A 16,913-nucleotide genomic window follows, 5' to 3' on the forward strand; every position below is an offset into this window, starting at 1 on the left:
CCGGCACATTAGCCGGAGTTTTTAATTCCTTTTCACCAGTCGTTTATAAAATTTCGTAAACGGCTTGAATTTTTCATTCACAAGTCCTGTCACTTCTGCAATAATCTGCATAAAAATAATTAAAATGAAGATAATAAACAAAGAAAGCCAAATCGTGGCACTTTTGAGCACAATTGCACTTATACTGAAAATAAATCCAATCAGATAAATAACAATGACCGACATCCGATGTGAAAGGCCAAAGGCCATCAGTCTATGGTGGATATGCGACTTATCGGGTGCCGAAATCGGCTGTTTGTTTAATATTCTCCTGATAATAGCAAACGTTGTATCAAAAATCGGTACGCCTAGTATAATAACCGGGATAACGATACTGAACAATGTTACACTTTTATACAGGCCTAATAATGAAAGAATCGAAATACAATACCCTAAAAAAAGTGATCCTGTATCACCCATAAAAATTTTTGCCGGATGAAAGTTGTAAAACAAAAATCCAAGCGTGCTGGCGATCACAACCAATGAGAGTGACAGAATCAGTACTTTTCCGCCGGATAGCGCCATAACGGCGATTGTTGACAGACCGATAACAGAGAGACCGGCAGCAAGGCCATCCAATCCATCAATCAGGTTAATTGCGTTCGTGATGCCGACGATCCATAATACTGTCAGCGGATAAGCCATCCATCCTAACTCAAATCGTTCTGTTAAAAAAGGTACTGAGAAAAAATCCATTTTTAAGCCAGTGCTTACAATCATGATGGCTACACCTAATTGAATCAAAAACTTAACTTTTGCACTTAATTGATATTTATCGTCAAGAATACCTAACACAATAATGATGAATGCTCCGACTGTAATAGCCGTCATTCTTGTCTCTGTGTAAATACCGGATGCAAGCACGCCTGCAACCACCCCGATAAATATGGCCAGCCCGCCCATCCGGGGCATTATTTTGTCGTGTACTTTTCGATTGCTGGGCTGGTCAACTGCACCTATTTTAATCGCAATCCTTTTTACGATTGGGGTTATGATTAAAACCGTCAGCAGCGAGACAATAAACGCAACAACAATGCGAATCATGCGTTCGTCAAGCATAAAGAAGTCTCCTTTGGAATTAAATGAAGTCTTTATTTATATAGAGAACCGTTCCTTCCATTATACCTTCTCCTTAGTTATTATAACAAGCTTCATCAAAAAGAAACACGTATAATCAAAAAACGCGCATCCCAAATTATAGGACTACGCATGTTTTTGAATCCCTGTATATTTCATAATTTGTTTAAATAAACTGGTCCAATCCTTTGCTTGAGCGATGTTTCGGCGCATTTCTATATATGTTTCATCTCCGTTTTGGCCGATTACTTTTTCACAAGCGGCTATAAAATCAAGCGGATGATCGCCTTCTACATATTCGTATACATACGGCTTTTGCATTTTTGAGGTTGACGGAAGATTAGAGCCGACGACAGGCTTTCCCGCCGCTAAAAATTCAAATAGTTTCAGCGGAAACACAGCTTGATTATAAGATGAATTTTTATATGGCATAATGCCGATATCGATAAGCTCCATATAATGCGGAACTTCTTTTGGATCTGCCGGGCCGGTCCATATGACATTGGGAAGCCTCAGAAGCTCTTGAAACGAGACATCGCCATTGGTGGCATCCGGGCCAACCCATAAAAATGTCCAACCAGGCTTTTGCAACGCGGCTTCTTCAATCATTTTAAAATCGAGCTTCGGTTTAATTCCGCCGATAAAGCCTAATACTGCTCCTTCTCTTCCCTGTAATATGCTGCGATCGGGAGCCGTTTTATTTGCAGAGAACAGCTCATATTCAACACCGTTTTCAACAGTATGAACCTTATCTCGCCCTTCAGTCAGTTTTTTATCTACTTCTTTGTGAAGATAATCCGATGAACAGGTAATGGAATCAGCACGATGTATAATTCTTAGCTCCGCCGATTTAATGACTTTTCGCCGGAATCCAGACAGCAAATTTGAACGGCCGCTGATCGGCGCGGCCCATAAATCACTGCAATCATAAATGACATGATCCCAGGGGTACAGCGAAGACAGCAGCGGGAACCCGGGAAACGTATACCATAAACAGCAGCGTTCTCCGTTTGCAGTGGCAGCTGTCAGTTCATCAAGTAATGGTGAGAGCTTATGTCTGTAAAAGACATCTGTGTATCGTCCGAAACGAAACATTTTTTTCTGCAGCAAGTCTTTGACAGCGAATTGCCTGATGCCTGAATGAACTTGCTGAAATTCATTTCCCTGGGGGCGCGGAGCCGGACACACCCAAATGACTTCCTTCGTTTCCTCCTGATCAGCTAAAAATTCTGCCAGCCGGTGCCTTCTATATCTCAATTGGTCTTTTCCCCATTCAGCAGTGGCAACGACGACATGAATGATTGCTTCTTTTGTTTCCACCTTCATCACCTTTTCTCTCTGTTTGCGGCTATAATCTCTTTTTCACCGCATTTTTTGCATATTGAACAAAACACCATGTTGCTTTCATTAAATGCAGCCGTTCGATCTCCCTGTAGACAAACCACGTTTTTTTCGCTGCCTTCCATTTGTTGCTGGATATCGAGTTATTGACAAGCCGATATTCAGCCAGACATTCATTCATTCCATAGGCGGTAAATCCTTTTTTCAAAAGAGACAGCCATGTGGCCAAGTCCTGCCTCGTTCTGATATTCGGCATTTGGATCTGTCCCGTTTGCTCCCTGTCAATCATCACCGTCAAGCAGCCGATAATCGTATTTTTCAAAGCATCATCGTACGTCAGGCTTTCCGGGGCATGAATAAATTTATCGAGCGGGGTCCCGTCCTGTGCCATTAGGCTGTAGCCTGTGAAAGAAAACGCACAGGAACGTTCCATCATAAACTCAAGCTGCTTTTCCAGTTTGTCTTCTTTCCATTTGTCATCACTATCAAGAAATGCTACGTAACGTCCTTGAGCGCGCTCCAATGCTTTGTTGCGAGCAACCGCGGCTCCGCTGTTCTCCTCCAGATACACCACCTGAATTCGTTCATCTATCTTTTCATACTGCTGTAAAATGTCGCGTGTGCCATCCGTAGAGCAATCATCCACGATAATCATTTCCCATTGAGAGTGGCTCTGATCTAAGACAGAATGAATCGTGTCTTCAATATAGTCACGCGCATTAAAGGAAGGCGTAATAACAGATACGAGAGGTTTCCAATTGGTCATGATCACATCTCCATCGTATGATTTTAAAAGGATTCCCTGAAAAATTCAGGAATGACAACGAACATAAAGGCAATCGTGAGGCCGATCATAACGCCGAGAACCGCTTTCTTTTTCGGAGACATTCCGCCGCCTGCTGTCTCACTTACAGTTTCAGAATCAGTGACACTGGCCGCTTTTAAATTAAGCTGCGTGTTTTTCAGCTCATACAAAAATCTCTCTTTATCCACTTTGGAATCCTCGCTCACCGACTCGCCTTCAAGCGCGTCTATGCTGCGGCGGATGACGGCTTCTCTTTCTGCATACAGTTTTTGATCGTCTTTGAGAAAAGCAGAGGAAATAGCGTTTAAGACAGATTCTGTTCTATCCTTATCCTCGTCGCTATAGCTCAATGTCAGCAAAGATTTAGATTCCGTTTTGATGGTAAGCTTCTCTTTGATCTCTGCCAAATCTTCATCCTTTTCATCAGGAAGCGCTTCCTTCAAAAAAGAGTCGCTCTTAAGCAAAAGGGGAATCTCTTCTATGCTGTTATAAACCGGATGATCATATCTCCCCACAGCTAAAGTGTCCTCAGCTGTATAGCTCTTTTGATCAGCGATCTGTGACGGCAGGATATACCCCGCCGCGCCTAATATAATTGGCACTGCTATTATCCAAATGATATTTTTTTTAATGCGACGGGCTATTCTTATCAATATATCGTTCATATAAGTCTCCCTGCTTTTTGTAGTCTGTTTATCTGTACATCGGTTCAGGCATCTGTCTGGATCGCCTTAACACATTGACGGCGGCGATGACGAGTGCCAGAAACACCCAATGGAAAAATAAATTTGAAACAGAGCTTGGGCTGATACTAGATACCAGAAAACTGACCAGAGCAGTAATAAGCCCTTCTGTGATCAGTTTTGACTGATTTTCTAATTTTCTTTCATAAAATTTGTAAAGCACCCATATGAGGTAGGCATAAACGGCCAAATATCCCAGCATGATGAACAAGCCAAAGTTAGTAAGGATTTCAACGAGCCAGTTGTGCACCTCTGCCACATTGTCAGTATCATATAAAGCTTTGTGCTCAAGATAATAGGATACATTCCCTGCTCCAACTCCGAATCCGTATGAATCAAGGAAAAAGTGCCATGCGTTTTTCAGCAGATTAGCCCGAGCCACATTTGATGGAAGCCTGTCATGAAATGAATGCAGCGCCTGCGGGGCCAGAAACAGCTCCCAAAACTTTGAATACAATCGGCTGGCGAAAAGAACTGCAAAAATGGCAATTCCCGCCGCTGACAGCCATATGGCCATTTTCTTTAGAACAGGCGGCAATACAATGAAGATATAGACAGCAATGCCTGCAAAAATCCCCAGAAGGCTGGCTCTTGAACCGGTAGCAAAAATTAAATACAACGCACAGATCGAGAGCACAAGGCCAATCGCCTTGATATATCCATTTTTTATGTTTTTCATCAAAGTGATGTAAAAAAAGAAGCTGATTGATAAAAAGGTCGCAAAGTCATTTTGATTAAAAAATACCGAGGTCGGATAATGCTGCTTATACTCCGGTCCGTTGTACAACGTTGAACTCGGGAGATGATGATGGGTGATATGATTGTAAAAACCAATGATCATCAGGAATACTGTCATCACCAGCCAAATGGTATAAACCATCATCAGCCGCTCCATTTTTTGCACATACATGACAATGAGGTAAATGAAGAAAATCCCCATTGCCAATAAGGCCAAATATTTGATGCCGGCTGTGACCGACTTAGCCCACAGTAGAGAAACAAGGCCGTATATAAACCAAAAGGCGAAAAAGAGCAATATTCCTTTCACTTGCAGCCCGTTCCATCTTTCAATATGTGTTCGATTCCGAACCATCCCGATCACATGTAGGCACCCCGCAGCAATGAGCAGAAGCCTGTAAAGGAACAAACTGAAAAATCCAAGATGAATCGCGAAAAATGCATTATTTAAAAAAGTGCAGGCGATCAAAATATAGATGACAGCCATGAAGAGCCGTTCTTTTGTTGTAAATGCGGTTGCAAGCGTCAGCGCAAACAGACTGATCACCAACACCGCAAGCAGGGCAGCCATCTGCATGAAACCTATATCTTTCTGGATGGCTCCCAGCAATAGGACAACTCCAAATATGGCAGCGGCCAGTAACGCAAGCGTATGGACCGCTGAACGTTTGATACTCACATGTTTAACCCCTTTCCTGATGTTTCAGGAGCCGGCGGCCGAGCCTAGCATCCGGCAGCTTCAACCAAGTAACACTTTTTCTTTTTATAAATTGACGCTCCCCAAGTCTTTAGCCAATTCCTCGAGCGGCAAGCCCGGAAAATACTTGTCAGAAGGTTCCGTTCCCCGAACGGCAGGGCGGCCGATAGAGTGGTAAATGTATCCGGCTGCCTGCATCTCTTCAAGTGAAAATAAATTTCTGCCATCGATGATGATCGGCTGTTTTAAGAGGGTTTTCACTTTTACAAGCTCCATTTCTTTTACTTCCGGCCAATCTGTTAAGATCAGGCATGCATCTGTGTCCTCAATCGCATCATACACATCTGTGTAATACTCGACCTGTTCACCAAGAATGGCTGAAGCTTCAGGAATAGCGATCGGATCGTATGCTTTTACATGCGCGCCCAGCTGCTGAAGCATCGGAATAATATCAAGAGCGGGAGCAGATCTCACATCGTTTGTATTCGGCTTGAAGGCCAATCCGAGGACTGAAATGGTTCTTCCTTTGATGCTTCCCATGACAGTTAAGAGTTTATCTACAATATGAACGCGCTGCTTTTCGTTCGTTTCAATGACAGCTTCGATGAGCTTAAATGGATAGCCGGCCGATTTTGCGATTTGGAGCAGTGCGGTTGTATCCTTAGGAAAACAAGAGCCGCCGAACCCAATACCCGCTTTTAAAAACTTTCTGCCGATACGGCTGTCAAGTCCCACGCCATCAGCAACTTTTGAAACGTCTGCACCGACTCGCTCACAAATGTTTGCGATATCGTTAATAAAGGAAATCTTTGTCGCCAGAAACGCATTCGCGGCGTATTTAATCATTTCTGCACTTTCTAAGTTTGTTTTAATCACAGGAGCGTGGAAAGGTTGGTGCAGATCCTCAATAATGGCAGCGGCTTTATGACTTGTTGAGCCAATCACGGCACGCTCCATATTCATCGTGTCATGAATCGCTGAGCCCTCCCGAAGGAATTCAGGGTTAGATACAACATCAAATGAGAATCTTCCTTTTGAAGCTTTTTGAACGATAGATTGAACCAGTTTTCCTGTTCCGACCGGGACTGTGCTTTTATTTACGATCACTTTATAGCCGTTGAGGTGCTCACCGATTGTTTTCGCCGCCGCTTTTACGTATGTTAAATCAGCTTCACCTGTTTTGGACATCGGCGTTCCGACTGCAATATAAATAATGTCTGACGTCCGAATGGCGGACGGGATATCGTTAGTAAAAGACAGGCGCTGATTCATTACATTTTTTTCAACTAAATCTGCAAGCCCTGGCTCATAGATCGGGATTACTCCATTTCTCAGACTTCTGATTTTTGATTCATCGATATCACAGCAAACAACTTTATTGCCGATTTCCGCAAAGCACGTGCCTGACACGAGTCCTACATAACCTGTTCCAATGACAGCTATTTTTTTCACAGCGCTCATCCCTCTCCTGTAAAATACCTTCCTATTTATATTGGTCGCAGTTTCTTACGATTAAACGGACGTTTTCATGACCGTCTGATACTGATAATGCAAGGCCTTGGCATTTTTTCCGGCGTCAAATTGGGCTTGCACGATTTCATACAAATCATCTGCTACTTCCGGTTTCCATATTTGCTCATGTTCGTACAGAGCGATCGCCTCCGCCAAGGCTTGAGCAGATTTCGGTTTAATCAGCAGATGCCGATGCTTTCCGAATAACGATGACACACCGCCAACATCTGTACAGATGACAGGAACCCTTAGCGCCAGCGCCTCAATCACAACAGTCGGCATCCCCTCACTGTAAGAAGGAAGCACGAACATGTCTGCCGCAAACAAATAGTCTCTTACCTTATGATTCGGCACTTGGCCTGTGACGATATGTCCTTTCTGGGTCAGCATTGATTTTGCAGGACCATCCCCGACGAAGACTGCCTTAGGAGGTTCCTTCAACGATTCGATGGCTTCAGACAGTTCAAAAATGCCTTTCTCTCTAACGAGCCGGCCCACATAGACGGCCAGACGCTGCTCGAGCGGGAGCCCGAGTTTTTTTCTGATTTCTTCTTTTGTCTGCTCATTCTCCTGAAAGCGGCTGAGCTGTATGCCGATCGGCAAAACCGAGCTGTCAAAGCCGGCAAGCTTTTTGGTTTCTTCCTGGAGCTTGTGGCTAACAGTTAAAACAGCTGATGCGGAACCTACTGCGTGCTTGAATGCTTTAAACGCCCCTTTGCTGTAATGCGGATAGACATTCACATCACTGCCGTGCAAGGTCAGGACATAAGGAATTCGCTCTGACTCCGACACAACTGCAGCAGCCCCGCCCGATGGCATAGCAAAATGCGCATGGATCAGATCCGGATGTAAGTCGTGCTGTTTCATCGTTTTTAAGACAGATGATGCGATTCTCCGGTGAGGCTGCGCCCACTTCAGCTGGCCAGGAATTGCTCGATAGAAAGGCCGGTAAACCGGTATCCCCTTCCTCATCTCATACTCAGGTCTGGCATCTTTTTTTCGATATGCCTTTTTCAGCATGCGGGCAGGCGCGGAATGAAAAGGCCTTGGGCATATGACGGTAATATCAAGCCCGAGTTTTTGCAGCTCTTGCACCTGTGTCTCATGAAACACACCCTCACCGGGTTTCAGGCTGCTCGGATATACGCTTGTGATCCACAAAATCTTCATGACAAACGTCCTTTTCTTAGTAGTTTGCTTTTCGTTTGAGGGTACGCTTTTACTAAAAGAAAGAGATAGCACAGCGCCCCCGCCGCCACTGAAATGGCCAGCCTCATTTCTGCCTGCAGACTGAAGTGTTCTGTACCTAGGCTTACAGCAAATGCGATGATGGCCATCACGGCTGTGAGCAGAAACGGCTTCATAATCGACTGGAAATAAGCCGAAAGATTAAGCTTGATGACATATGCCAGAAGCCAGCGCCCGATCAGAAAATTGAAAACGCTAATGATGGCATATACCCATGCGACTGTCAGCAGACTTCCCGTCTGAACGGCTGCAAACAGTGACAATCCGTACAGCAGCAGCACGCCGGAATCCCAATAAAACGCTAAGTCCGCTCTTCCTTTAGCTAGAAGCACAGATCCATTTGGATTCATAAGCACTCTGAGTATCCCGACAATGGCCAGAACATTTAGGACTGGAACAGCTGCAAGCCATTTTTCTCCGAAAACCGCTGCGATAAAAGCATCTGACACAGACACGAGCCCGATTAACAGCGGAAACGAAACAAGTGCAAGCATTTTTGTCATATTTAGAAAGCCTTCTCTGATCACGCTGTTTTCATATTTGTTTTTTGCAAAAACAGGGAATGCCACCCGTGTCACGATTGGATTGATCTTCAAAACCGGAATGGTGACAATCTGGTAAGCAAGGTTATAAATCCCCAATGCTTCAGCACCGATAAACCGACCGATCAAAATCATATCGATATTCGCCCCCAGCCTGTTCACAAGGCGGGATGAAAGCTGAAAGGCTCCAAAGGAAAAGAACTCCTTCATTCCCCTCAAGTCAAAAACAAAAGCGGGGTGCCATTTTTTCCGGTATACAGCCCAATATAAAATCCCCTTACTGGACTGCAGCAGCACTTGGGAAATGACGTACGCCAAAATTGCATCCATCATAAAAACCGCTGCCGCTAAATATCCGAATGACAATACATTAGAAAAAATCTCAATTTTGCTTAAGGTATTAAAATGCAGCTGCTTTTGCAGCATATACTGATACTGCTGTCCGATTGGGGCAACCAAAAACATAATCGCTAAAATCCGAATCAGAAACACCAGCTCTTCCCTTTGATAAAATCCCGCAATGACGGGACTGCTCACATATAAAAGAACAAACAGCAAGACGCCGGTCATAATGTTAAGCCAATATAATGTTGACAGCTGGCGCTCTGTTGCATCATCCCGCTGAATTAACGCTGCGCCAAACCCCATATCAAGCACAATCTGGGCGAAAACTGTAACCGTTGTGATCATGCCGACGAGTCCGAATTCCGTTAAGGTCATCATATTTCCTAGCAGAGCAAACTGAACGATTTGTATGATTGTAATACACATGGTTGAAATACTTGTCCATTTTGCGCCGCTCATGATTTGTTTTGTAATACTTGGCATCATATTCCCTACTTCTTTTTAAGCTCAGATTGATGGTGAATGCAGGCATTCAGTTTTATCTTGCACCATCACCTGTCCAGACTACTTTACAAGTTTTTAACATAATTTTTAATTCCAAAGTGAAAGTCAGATTGCGAATATAATATAAATCAAATATCAGCTTTTCCTTAGGCGTCATATCGTAACCGCCATTCACCTGAGCCCAGCCGCTCAATCCCGGTTTAACAGCCAGACGCTGTGTAAAGCCTGGAATCTCATTCTGGAATTTTTCCGTAAACACTGGACGTTCCGGACGAGGGCCAATCATACTCATATCGCCTTTCAGCACATTAAATAGCTGAGGAAGCTCGTCAATTCTCGTTCTTCTGATAAAAGCTCCGATCCTTGTTACCCGCGGATCTTGCTTCTGCGCCCAAACAGCCCCGGACTTCTCGGCATCTATTTTCATGGAACGAAGCTTATAAAGCTTAAATGGTTTCCCGCCTTTCCCTACGCGTTCCTGTGTATATATGGCAGGCCCCGGCGTTTCCAAACAAATCAATATTGAAAATACCGCAATCATTGGCAGCGCAATCGCCAATCCAATGAGCGCAAACCAAATATCCATTACGCGTTTTACTGCCAAATAACGAGCCGTCTTTTCAGATAATGTAAAAGAATGTATTTGCTGAACTGAGAATTCACGACTCACATTCATGCTTTTCTCTGCACTCACTGACACACACCTCACGATTTGTTTGGGATGTTATGATGACCTATGCCAGTCAGTTTAGCAGACAGATGTTAATTGGATGTAAATGGTATGTTAAGAAGTGTGAATTTGTTATTTTTTCTGACATTTAATCGTAAACTTTTTATTGTTTTAGACACTTTTTTTAAAAATTAAGCATATTGTATAAAAAAAGAGACAAACCATTTTACAGATTTGTCTCTTTTCGCTGCGAAGCATTTAATATTGAAAATAAAATTTTGATTTAGAGGTTAACAGCTTGTACTGAACTTCAACCATTTTATTGAAGAATAACATAGATTTTCGTTCCAGGCTTTTTGTGTCCAGGATAATTGCTTGGTTATCCACTTTTGCACTGATTTTATTTTGAGAAGTGTTTATCGCAAATTCAATTAATCGCTCTTTCTTTACATGAGCTAGCTGTTCAAGCAAACTCTGCACGTTTACTGTCAATTTTGTGCAATTAGGCTCTAAATCAATACGTTTTACTGGTAATGAAATTTCAGACTGTCCAGTATTCACAATGATTTTTGAATGATTTGGCAAACAGATTTGCTTATCTTTAAAAATAAATGATAAATCTTTTGATTCTGTTTCATAAGAAAGTTCAGCTTCTGTGTATGCATGTTTCTTTATATCAATCGAGAGATTATCATAGTTCATTGTGAAGTAGGGTCTGGCGCTGTAGACAAACAAAGCGTTATGCCCTAAATACATCGTTTTTGTGGAATACTTGTACGCGGCACGTTTGTTTCCTATTCTTGCCCTTAATTTGTAGCCGTCTATTGATGATTCAATAAAGAAATCCCAAACGCCTAAATCTTCTTCAGCAGAAGCCAGTTCATCAAACTTGCACTCAAATGTAAAAGTTGAATTTTCATATGAAGCCGGCACAATGTATTTTTCCGCCTTTGTATCGCGATGAACAAATACTCCTGTCAGAGATTGATTTTTATTCGTTTCATCATCCAACAATTTGTGTTTAATGGTTCCTTGAATACTAAGGCTATGATCGCTAAATTCAATATTCTGCAGAAAATGTTCAAGCTTATTTTTATAATTTACTTTTAATAGCTCTTCAGAGATTGGATACCGTTCTAAGCTTGGATAACGTGCAATTAACTCCCCGTTATTAACAGTACAGAACTTTTTAATGTCTTGTTCTTCCCGCTCATACTGGGTTAATCCTTGCAAATCATTATTCCGAATAAACAGCAACCGCAATTTGATATGCGGAAGCACAAATTGATCAGCCTCTTCAGGCACTGCATGAATAAATGCTGACAAATATTTAAACCATTCAGCTCTTTCTTCATCTGTTTTCATTTTAATCGTGACATTTTTTGTCCGGGAAAAATCAAAATGCCTGTTTAAAAATACTGCCATCAGCTTAATTTTTCTGGCTTCTTCCAGGTCACTTGCCTTGATAGCAGAGATAATATCTTCCATTGCTCCATAAAAGTTCTCTGGAGGAACATAAGCAACACTCATATGTTCGCCGTCTCTTTTGACCAGATAGTAATAATCATAGTCAGCTGAAACAGAAATCTTCTTTGCTTTTAAATAAGCGTTCATTGTGAATACTTGATCTTCCGCTGCTTTTATGTGAGTAGGGAAGGTGATTTGATTTTCTTTTAAAAGTGAGGCTTTAAACAGTTTTTGAGGTCCCAATGTGAAAACAATTTTGGAATCAACCAAATCAACATCCGGATTCGTTTCCTTAAACATTGATTTGGGAACACCTCGGCCGTTTATCCCTTTTAACTTCCCTAAAGTAATATCTGATTCATTCTCTTTTGAGAAATTGTACCACCTTAACAATGCTTCATTGCCTAGATAGTCATCGGAATCAACAAACAGGATGTATTCACCCTTGGCAATTTTTATTGCATCATTCCGCGGGGCACCTGGGCCGCCTGAATTTACCGTTCTTTCAACAACAACAATATTGTCATATTTCTTTTTATATTGATTCAAAATGTCTAAAGATGAATCCGTAGATTTATCATCAACACATATAATCTCATAATCCTCTTTTGGCATCGTTTGATTAACTAAGCTGTCAAGACATTCGGAAATAAGATCTTCTGAATTATATACAGGGATAACAATGCTTATCTTCATCGATTACCTCACTACCCTAATGGATCGGTTATATTTTTGCTTGATAATTATATCAAATACATCTGTCAATAAGAATAGGCCTAACCTTAAATTTTGTTAAACTTTTACATAGCATGTATACTTTAAAATTTTTCTTATTTTATCGTATAAAAAAGCTTGCCTGCAATTCCTGATGGGTTCTGCCGGCAAGCCGCTATCAATGTATACAAATTTCTTCCTAATAATAACCGATGATTCCTTCATATATTGCTTGAGCTGCTTTTTCTTGGTACAAAGCACTCTTTAGTTTACTTGCGTCGTTCACATTTGATATGAATGCCAGCTCCACTAAACTGCTCGGCATTGTTGATTCTCTGATAACATGGAAATTCCCGAGTTTCACGCCTCGGTTTTGAGTATTGAGTGCTTTATAAAGTCTGTTTTGTATTTCTGTCGCAAGCCGTTTGCTGTTGTCTGCCTCATACTTTGTATAATAGTAAGTTTCAGTACCGGTTGCAGCAGGACTCGCTGAATTGGCGTGAATACTCACAAACAGGTTTGCATTATTGCTTTTAGCTTTGGCAACCCGTTCAGAAAGCTCTAAAAAAACATCTGTAGATCTGGCCATAACCGGAATCGCTCCGCCAGCAGAGAGTTTGCTGTTTACAAGCTTTGCAACGGCAAGGTTAACGTCTTTCTCCTTTAATCTGTTACCAACCGCTCCGCTGTCATAACCCCCGTGTCCGGCATCCACAAATACCTTTTTTCCTACAATTACATTTTTCAGCTGGTTGACAACATTCGTTGTAACGGAAATAGTACCCCCGAGTACAGTGAATGTATTCTTGCTGTTTGAACCGATGACTGCTCTTGTCGCAGTCGGCAGGGAGCCGGCATCCGTAAATAACATTGGACGATTTTGTTTAGCCGCCAGAACGGAACCCGCTAAAGCATCCGCATATTGATAGCCATTGCTGACAAATGCGGCTTTTGATGAAGAATAATATTTTTTTGCTATGTTTGCAGCCACTTCGAAACGGCTGTTTCCGCCGATTCTTGTTGGTGAAGGAAGCTGGCTGTAAACACTTTTTGAGACACTGATTTCTCCCCCGACCACTATAGTCGATGTTGTTCCTTTGCTGCTCATCGCATTTTTCGTTGGTTCTGGAATGGAGCTTGCAGTAGTCAGAAGAATTGGAATGCCGTTGCGTGCAGCATAAGAACCGATTGCCAGACTGTCAGCATATGCCGTTCCATTTGCGATTACTGCTTTTGAATTTGAAGACATTTTTTTAGAAATATTTTGGGCAACTTCGTAACGGCTTCTTCCGCCGATCCGTTCCACTGTGGAAACACCCAAATTTTTAATTTCACTTACAACGTTGTTAGAAACACTGATCGTTCCGCCAATGACGATGACCTTGCTCGGTTTAAGCTGGCTGATTCTGTTTTTCGTCGGTGTAGTCAGTTTAGATGATTCCGTTAATAGAATTGGAGCATTGTATTTATAAGCCAGAGGAGCAGCCGTTAATACATCGGCATATGCTGTTCCGTTCGCCACAACAACCGTGCTCGCACTGCTCCAGCCTTGTTTTGAAACATTTACAGCAACCTCATATCTGCTTGCTCCATCCAGCCTTGTAACAGAGTTGGCCGCAAACACATTTGGTACAAATAAAACGACTCCTAATATCAGCATCGGTATGCTTTTAAGAAAGATCCGCAAAAATAGTCCCTCCAAAGATTGATAATGATTCGTACATCAAATAACGAACGAAGGAGGCATGCGCCTCCCTGGACTTCTATCAATCTTTTAATAGCTTGATAGAGTCGTTCCTGGATAGTAAAAACTTAAGATCGTTGTATAGGATTGTCCGGCAGCAGCTCTGGCATTGGCTCCGTACTGGCTCATGCCTATGCCGTGTCCGTATCCTTTACCGCTGATGATAAAGGCGTTTGTATTGCTTGAGACAGACGCATATGTACTCTTCATGTTTGAAGCTCCAAGCATTGTTCTCAGCTCTGTTGTCGGTACAGAAATTGTTGCTGTTTTTTCACTCAGGCTACCATTAGAAAGAATGTAGCCATTTGATTTTTCTTTCACGAAGTATGAGAATGTTACACTTGCTGTTTCCGGCCGCTGACCGGCAGTTTTCTCCGTGCTGAATTTCACACTGGATATTTTTGTGATTTTGATAGACTCGGCATTGCTGTATTTATTTTTAATAAACCAGCTTTTCAAACCGCTCAAATATGCTGAGTTCGTTTCATTTTTTGTGCTCCACCAAGATCCCGGGCTTTTCAGATTCAGACTGTTTTTATCAAGCTGGGTTTTGTTTAAAGACAGAGACCAGCTGATTTGCGGGTCGTACGTATCTTTTTTGGCGATCAAATAAGGAAGCTGATTGCTCCACACCTCGCCGCTCGCTTCTGTGTAGCCGCCATTACTTGAGGAATACGTAGCTGAAATCAAATTGCCATTGTATTTCAGAACTTTTCCTTTTGTAGCTTCTACCACTTCTGATGTTTTTGAATTCCAGTCATATCCTCCATATACCTGAAAAGCGGTGGTGTCTTGTACTTCTTTTCCTGCCGAGCTGATGGAATAAGTTCTGGCAGCGACAGCTTGAGCTTTAAGCGCTTCTTTTTGCCAGCTCGCCGGCATCTCATGAGGTACAACACCCTTTAAATAATCTTCAAAAGGGATATCTACATTGATCGGACGAACGTATTTGCCTGACTCAATCGTAAATTTCATGTTTCCGAGATATGGCGTTCCATTCAGACTGATAGAATTTGTCGTTGCATATTTTTTAGGATTTACTGTGAAAGAAGTTCCAAACGTCTTAATGGCAGTGTTGTTTTTATAAAGCGCCAGATTTCCGCCGGATAACTTGACTGTATAGCCAGTTCCTGCAAAAGTATCTGCCAGTTTGTTCTTTAGCGTATCACTGATGGAGATGCTTCCTCCAAGCAGCGCAAATGACTGAGTTCCTTTTGATGCCACTACATCAGCGACTGGTGACGGCAGGCTGCCGGATTCAACCAGCAGTAAAGGACTTCCCTGCTTCGCTGCAAGCACAGACCCCGTTAATGCGTCCGCAAATGTTTGACCATTTGACATGAATACCTTTGTTGCTTTCATATTTAATTCTTTTACGATATTGGCAGATACCTCATACCGGGAAACCCCGCCAATCCGTTTCACAGTCGCCTGCTTTTTTAATGTGGCTTCCACGCCAGTGCTGACACTCAACGGACCGCCGACTATTGTTACGTTGCTCGGAATTTTGTAATCGCTGCGGATGTTATTGTCTCCAGCAAGTAATATCGGATAACCGTTCATTGCAGCATATGGCGCGATTGACAGGGCATCTGTAAAGACCATGCCTGTAGCCACTACTGCCTGGCTGTAATTTCCCATTCGATCCGCTATGTTTTTAGAAACCTCGTAACGGGTTGCTCCGCCAATACGGTCGATAGAACCATATTTTTTTAATGTATTTTCTACATTTTTAGAAACACTGATTGTCCCGCCAATGATGAGAATATTGTCAGGATTTAGTTTTGCAATTTCACTTTCTGTTTTTGGTGTTAGCGAATCCGCGTCTGTTAATAGAATCGGCGCATCGTATTTTTTGGCAAGCGGTGTTGCTGAGAGCGCATCGGCAAAAGCGTCTCGATTCACAATGACCACAGTCGTTGGATTTGTCCATCCGGCTGAAGCTACATTATTGGCAACATCAAAACGGGTTGCTCCACCATATCGCTCTGTATCCGCAATTCTTGAGCCGGGAATTTCATAACCGCCTGTGATATCGACATCCAAGCTTGATTTGCTGCCTACATAATTACTCAGCTTAACAGAAATGGTTTTATCAGCGGCTTTCGCAGACTGCATAAACGATGGACATGCTAAGGCCGCCACAGTGACTGATGATAGAAGCAAGAGCTTCATTTTTTTCAAAACATGGAACCCCCTAAGAAGTTTTTATTCCTTTGTCTCAAGATCCTTAAGCAATAATACGCCATTTGAATCTTTTGTATATTTGACCTCAACTTTTTGTCCTTCTGAAATGCTGTTCATTTTGTCCTGAAGGTCTGAACCAACCTGAATCGATGTCTCTTTACCATCAATAGTGACTGCAATCGTATGGCTGTCCGCCAAACCGGCAAATGTGCCTTCCTTCGTTACAGTCTCTTCAGCAGCCGCATCCTGGCTACCTGAATTTGTTTCTGAACCTGATGATTTCTCAGCTGTGCCGCATGCAGACAAAAGAAGCAGCATTGAGAACATTAAAATAGCAAGTTTTTTCATTCCTATATCACCTCTCCACTTTTTATCGACAATTTTAAGCTTATTTTAAGATTTCTTTCAAAACAACGAAAAATTTTTGCGGATTTTCTTAAAATACCGAAACATTTGTTACAAGCGGCCGTCTATTGTAAAGAATCAGACAAATTTTAGTTGTTTTCAAATATTAAGAAACTTATAATCGTACTAGATTAC

The 16,913-nt window shown here is 42.3% G+C and carries 13 protein-coding genes; all 13 read right to left on the reverse strand.

Annotation, left to right across the window (positions count from 1 at the left end; translation table 11 throughout):
- Nucleotides 1–21 precede the first annotated feature (21 nt).
- Nucleotides 22–1,098: an MraY family glycosyltransferase gene (locus M0696_RS17985; protein WP_222142130.1), complete on the reverse strand. Its 1,077-nt coding sequence runs from the start codon at nt 1,096–1,098 to the stop codon at nt 22–24.
- A 144-nt stretch (nt 1,099–1,242) separates the two neighbouring features.
- Complete coding sequence (gene tuaH, locus M0696_RS17990; protein ID WP_222142456.1) at nt 1,243–2,436, reverse strand: teichuronic acid biosynthesis protein TuaH; 1,194 nt, start codon at nt 2,434–2,436, stop codon at nt 1,243–1,245.
- Nucleotides 2,437–2,464: 28 nt separating this feature from the next.
- On the reverse strand, nt 2,465–3,223 hold the full coding sequence (tuaG, locus tag M0696_RS17995; protein WP_003219681.1) for a teichuronic acid biosynthesis protein TuaG: 759 nt from the start codon (nt 3,221–3,223) through the stop codon (nt 2,465–2,467).
- A gap of 23 nt (nt 3,224–3,246) precedes the next feature.
- Nucleotides 3,247–3,927: a teichuronic acid biosynthesis protein TuaF gene (tuaF, locus tag M0696_RS18000; RefSeq protein WP_248602234.1), complete on the reverse strand. Its 681-nt coding sequence runs from the start codon at nt 3,925–3,927 to the stop codon at nt 3,247–3,249.
- A gap of 28 nt (nt 3,928–3,955) precedes the next feature.
- The gene (gene tuaE / locus M0696_RS18005) at nt 3,956–5,422 is read right to left on the reverse strand and encodes a teichuronic acid biosynthesis protein TuaE (protein WP_166847660.1); all 1,467 of its coding nucleotides are present in this window, start codon (nt 5,420–5,422) and stop codon (nt 3,956–3,958) included.
- An 84-nt stretch (nt 5,423–5,506) separates the two neighbouring features.
- Nucleotides 5,507–6,892, reverse strand: coding sequence for a UDP-glucose 6-dehydrogenase TuaD (tuaD, locus tag M0696_RS18010; RefSeq protein WP_166847657.1), 1,386 nt, complete (start codon nt 6,890–6,892; stop codon nt 5,507–5,509).
- Nucleotides 6,893–6,952: 60 nt separating this feature from the next.
- Nucleotides 6,953–8,122, reverse strand: a complete 1,170-nt coding sequence (gene tuaC / locus M0696_RS18015; protein WP_166847654.1) for a teichuronic acid biosynthesis protein TuaC — start codon at nt 8,120–8,122, stop codon at nt 6,953–6,955.
- Entirely contained in the window at nt 8,119–9,570 is a 1,452-nt protein-coding gene (gene tuaB / locus M0696_RS18020; RefSeq protein ID WP_166854581.1) for a teichuronic acid biosynthesis protein TuaB, read from the reverse strand. Before tuaB ends, tuaC begins: the two co-directional genes overlap by 4 nt.
- A 55-nt stretch (nt 9,571–9,625) precedes the next feature.
- Nucleotides 9,626–10,285: a sugar transferase gene (locus M0696_RS18025; protein ID WP_014115374.1), complete on the reverse strand. Its 660-nt coding sequence runs from the start codon at nt 10,283–10,285 to the stop codon at nt 9,626–9,628.
- Nucleotides 10,286–10,519: 234 nt separating this feature from the next.
- The gene (gene tarQ / locus M0696_RS18030; protein ID WP_166847651.1) at nt 10,520–12,424 is read right to left on the reverse strand and encodes a (poly)ribitol-phosphate teichoic acid beta-D-glucosyltransferase TarQ; all 1,905 of its coding nucleotides are present in this window, start codon (nt 12,422–12,424) and stop codon (nt 10,520–10,522) included.
- A 217-nt stretch (nt 12,425–12,641) separates the two neighbouring features.
- Nucleotides 12,642–14,129, reverse strand: a complete 1,488-nt coding sequence (locus M0696_RS18035) for an N-acetylmuramoyl-L-alanine amidase (protein WP_166847648.1) — start codon at nt 14,127–14,129, stop codon at nt 12,642–12,644.
- A gap of 87 nt (nt 14,130–14,216) precedes the next feature.
- A complete protein-coding gene (locus tag M0696_RS18040; protein ID WP_248602235.1) occupies nt 14,217–16,370 on the reverse strand; it encodes a SpoIID/LytB domain-containing protein in 2,154 nt (717 codons plus the stop codon).
- Nucleotides 16,371–16,394: 24 nt separating this feature from the next.
- Nucleotides 16,395–16,721 (reverse strand): hypothetical protein, encoded by a 327-nt coding sequence (locus M0696_RS18045; protein WP_166847642.1) that lies wholly within the window; start codon nt 16,719–16,721, stop codon nt 16,395–16,397.
- Nucleotides 16,722–16,913: the final 192 nt, after the last annotated feature.

The organism is Bacillus rugosus, assembly GCF_023238245.1.
GTDB lineage: Bacteria > Bacillota > Bacilli > Bacillales > Bacillaceae > Bacillus > Bacillus rugosus.

Excerpts from the sequence above, each read along its gene's own strand:
- M0696_RS17985 (WP_222142130.1), bottom strand. The coding sequence starts at position 1,098 with ATGCTTGACGAACGCATGATTCGCATTGTTGTTGCGTTTATTGTCTCG.
- tuaC (WP_166847654.1), bottom strand. The coding sequence starts at position 8,122 with ATGAAGATTTTGTGGATCACAAGCGTATATCCGAGCAGCCTGAAACCC.
- M0696_RS18045 (WP_166847642.1), bottom strand. The coding sequence starts at position 16,721 with ATGAAAAAACTTGCTATTTTAATGTTCTCAATGCTGCTTCTTTTGTCT.
- tuaG (WP_003219681.1), bottom strand. The coding sequence starts at position 3,223 with ATGACCAATTGGAAACCTCTCGTATCTGTTATTACGCCTTCCTTTAAT.
- tuaF (WP_248602234.1), bottom strand. The coding sequence starts at position 3,927 with ATGAACGATATATTGATAAGAATAGCCCGTCGCATTAAAAAAAATATC.
- tarQ (WP_166847651.1), bottom strand. The coding sequence starts at position 12,424 with ATGAAGATAAGCATTGTTATCCCTGTATATAATTCAGAAGATCTTATT.
- tuaB (WP_166854581.1), bottom strand. The coding sequence starts at position 9,570 with ATGCCAAGTATTACAAAACAAATCATGAGCGGCGCAAAATGGACAAGT.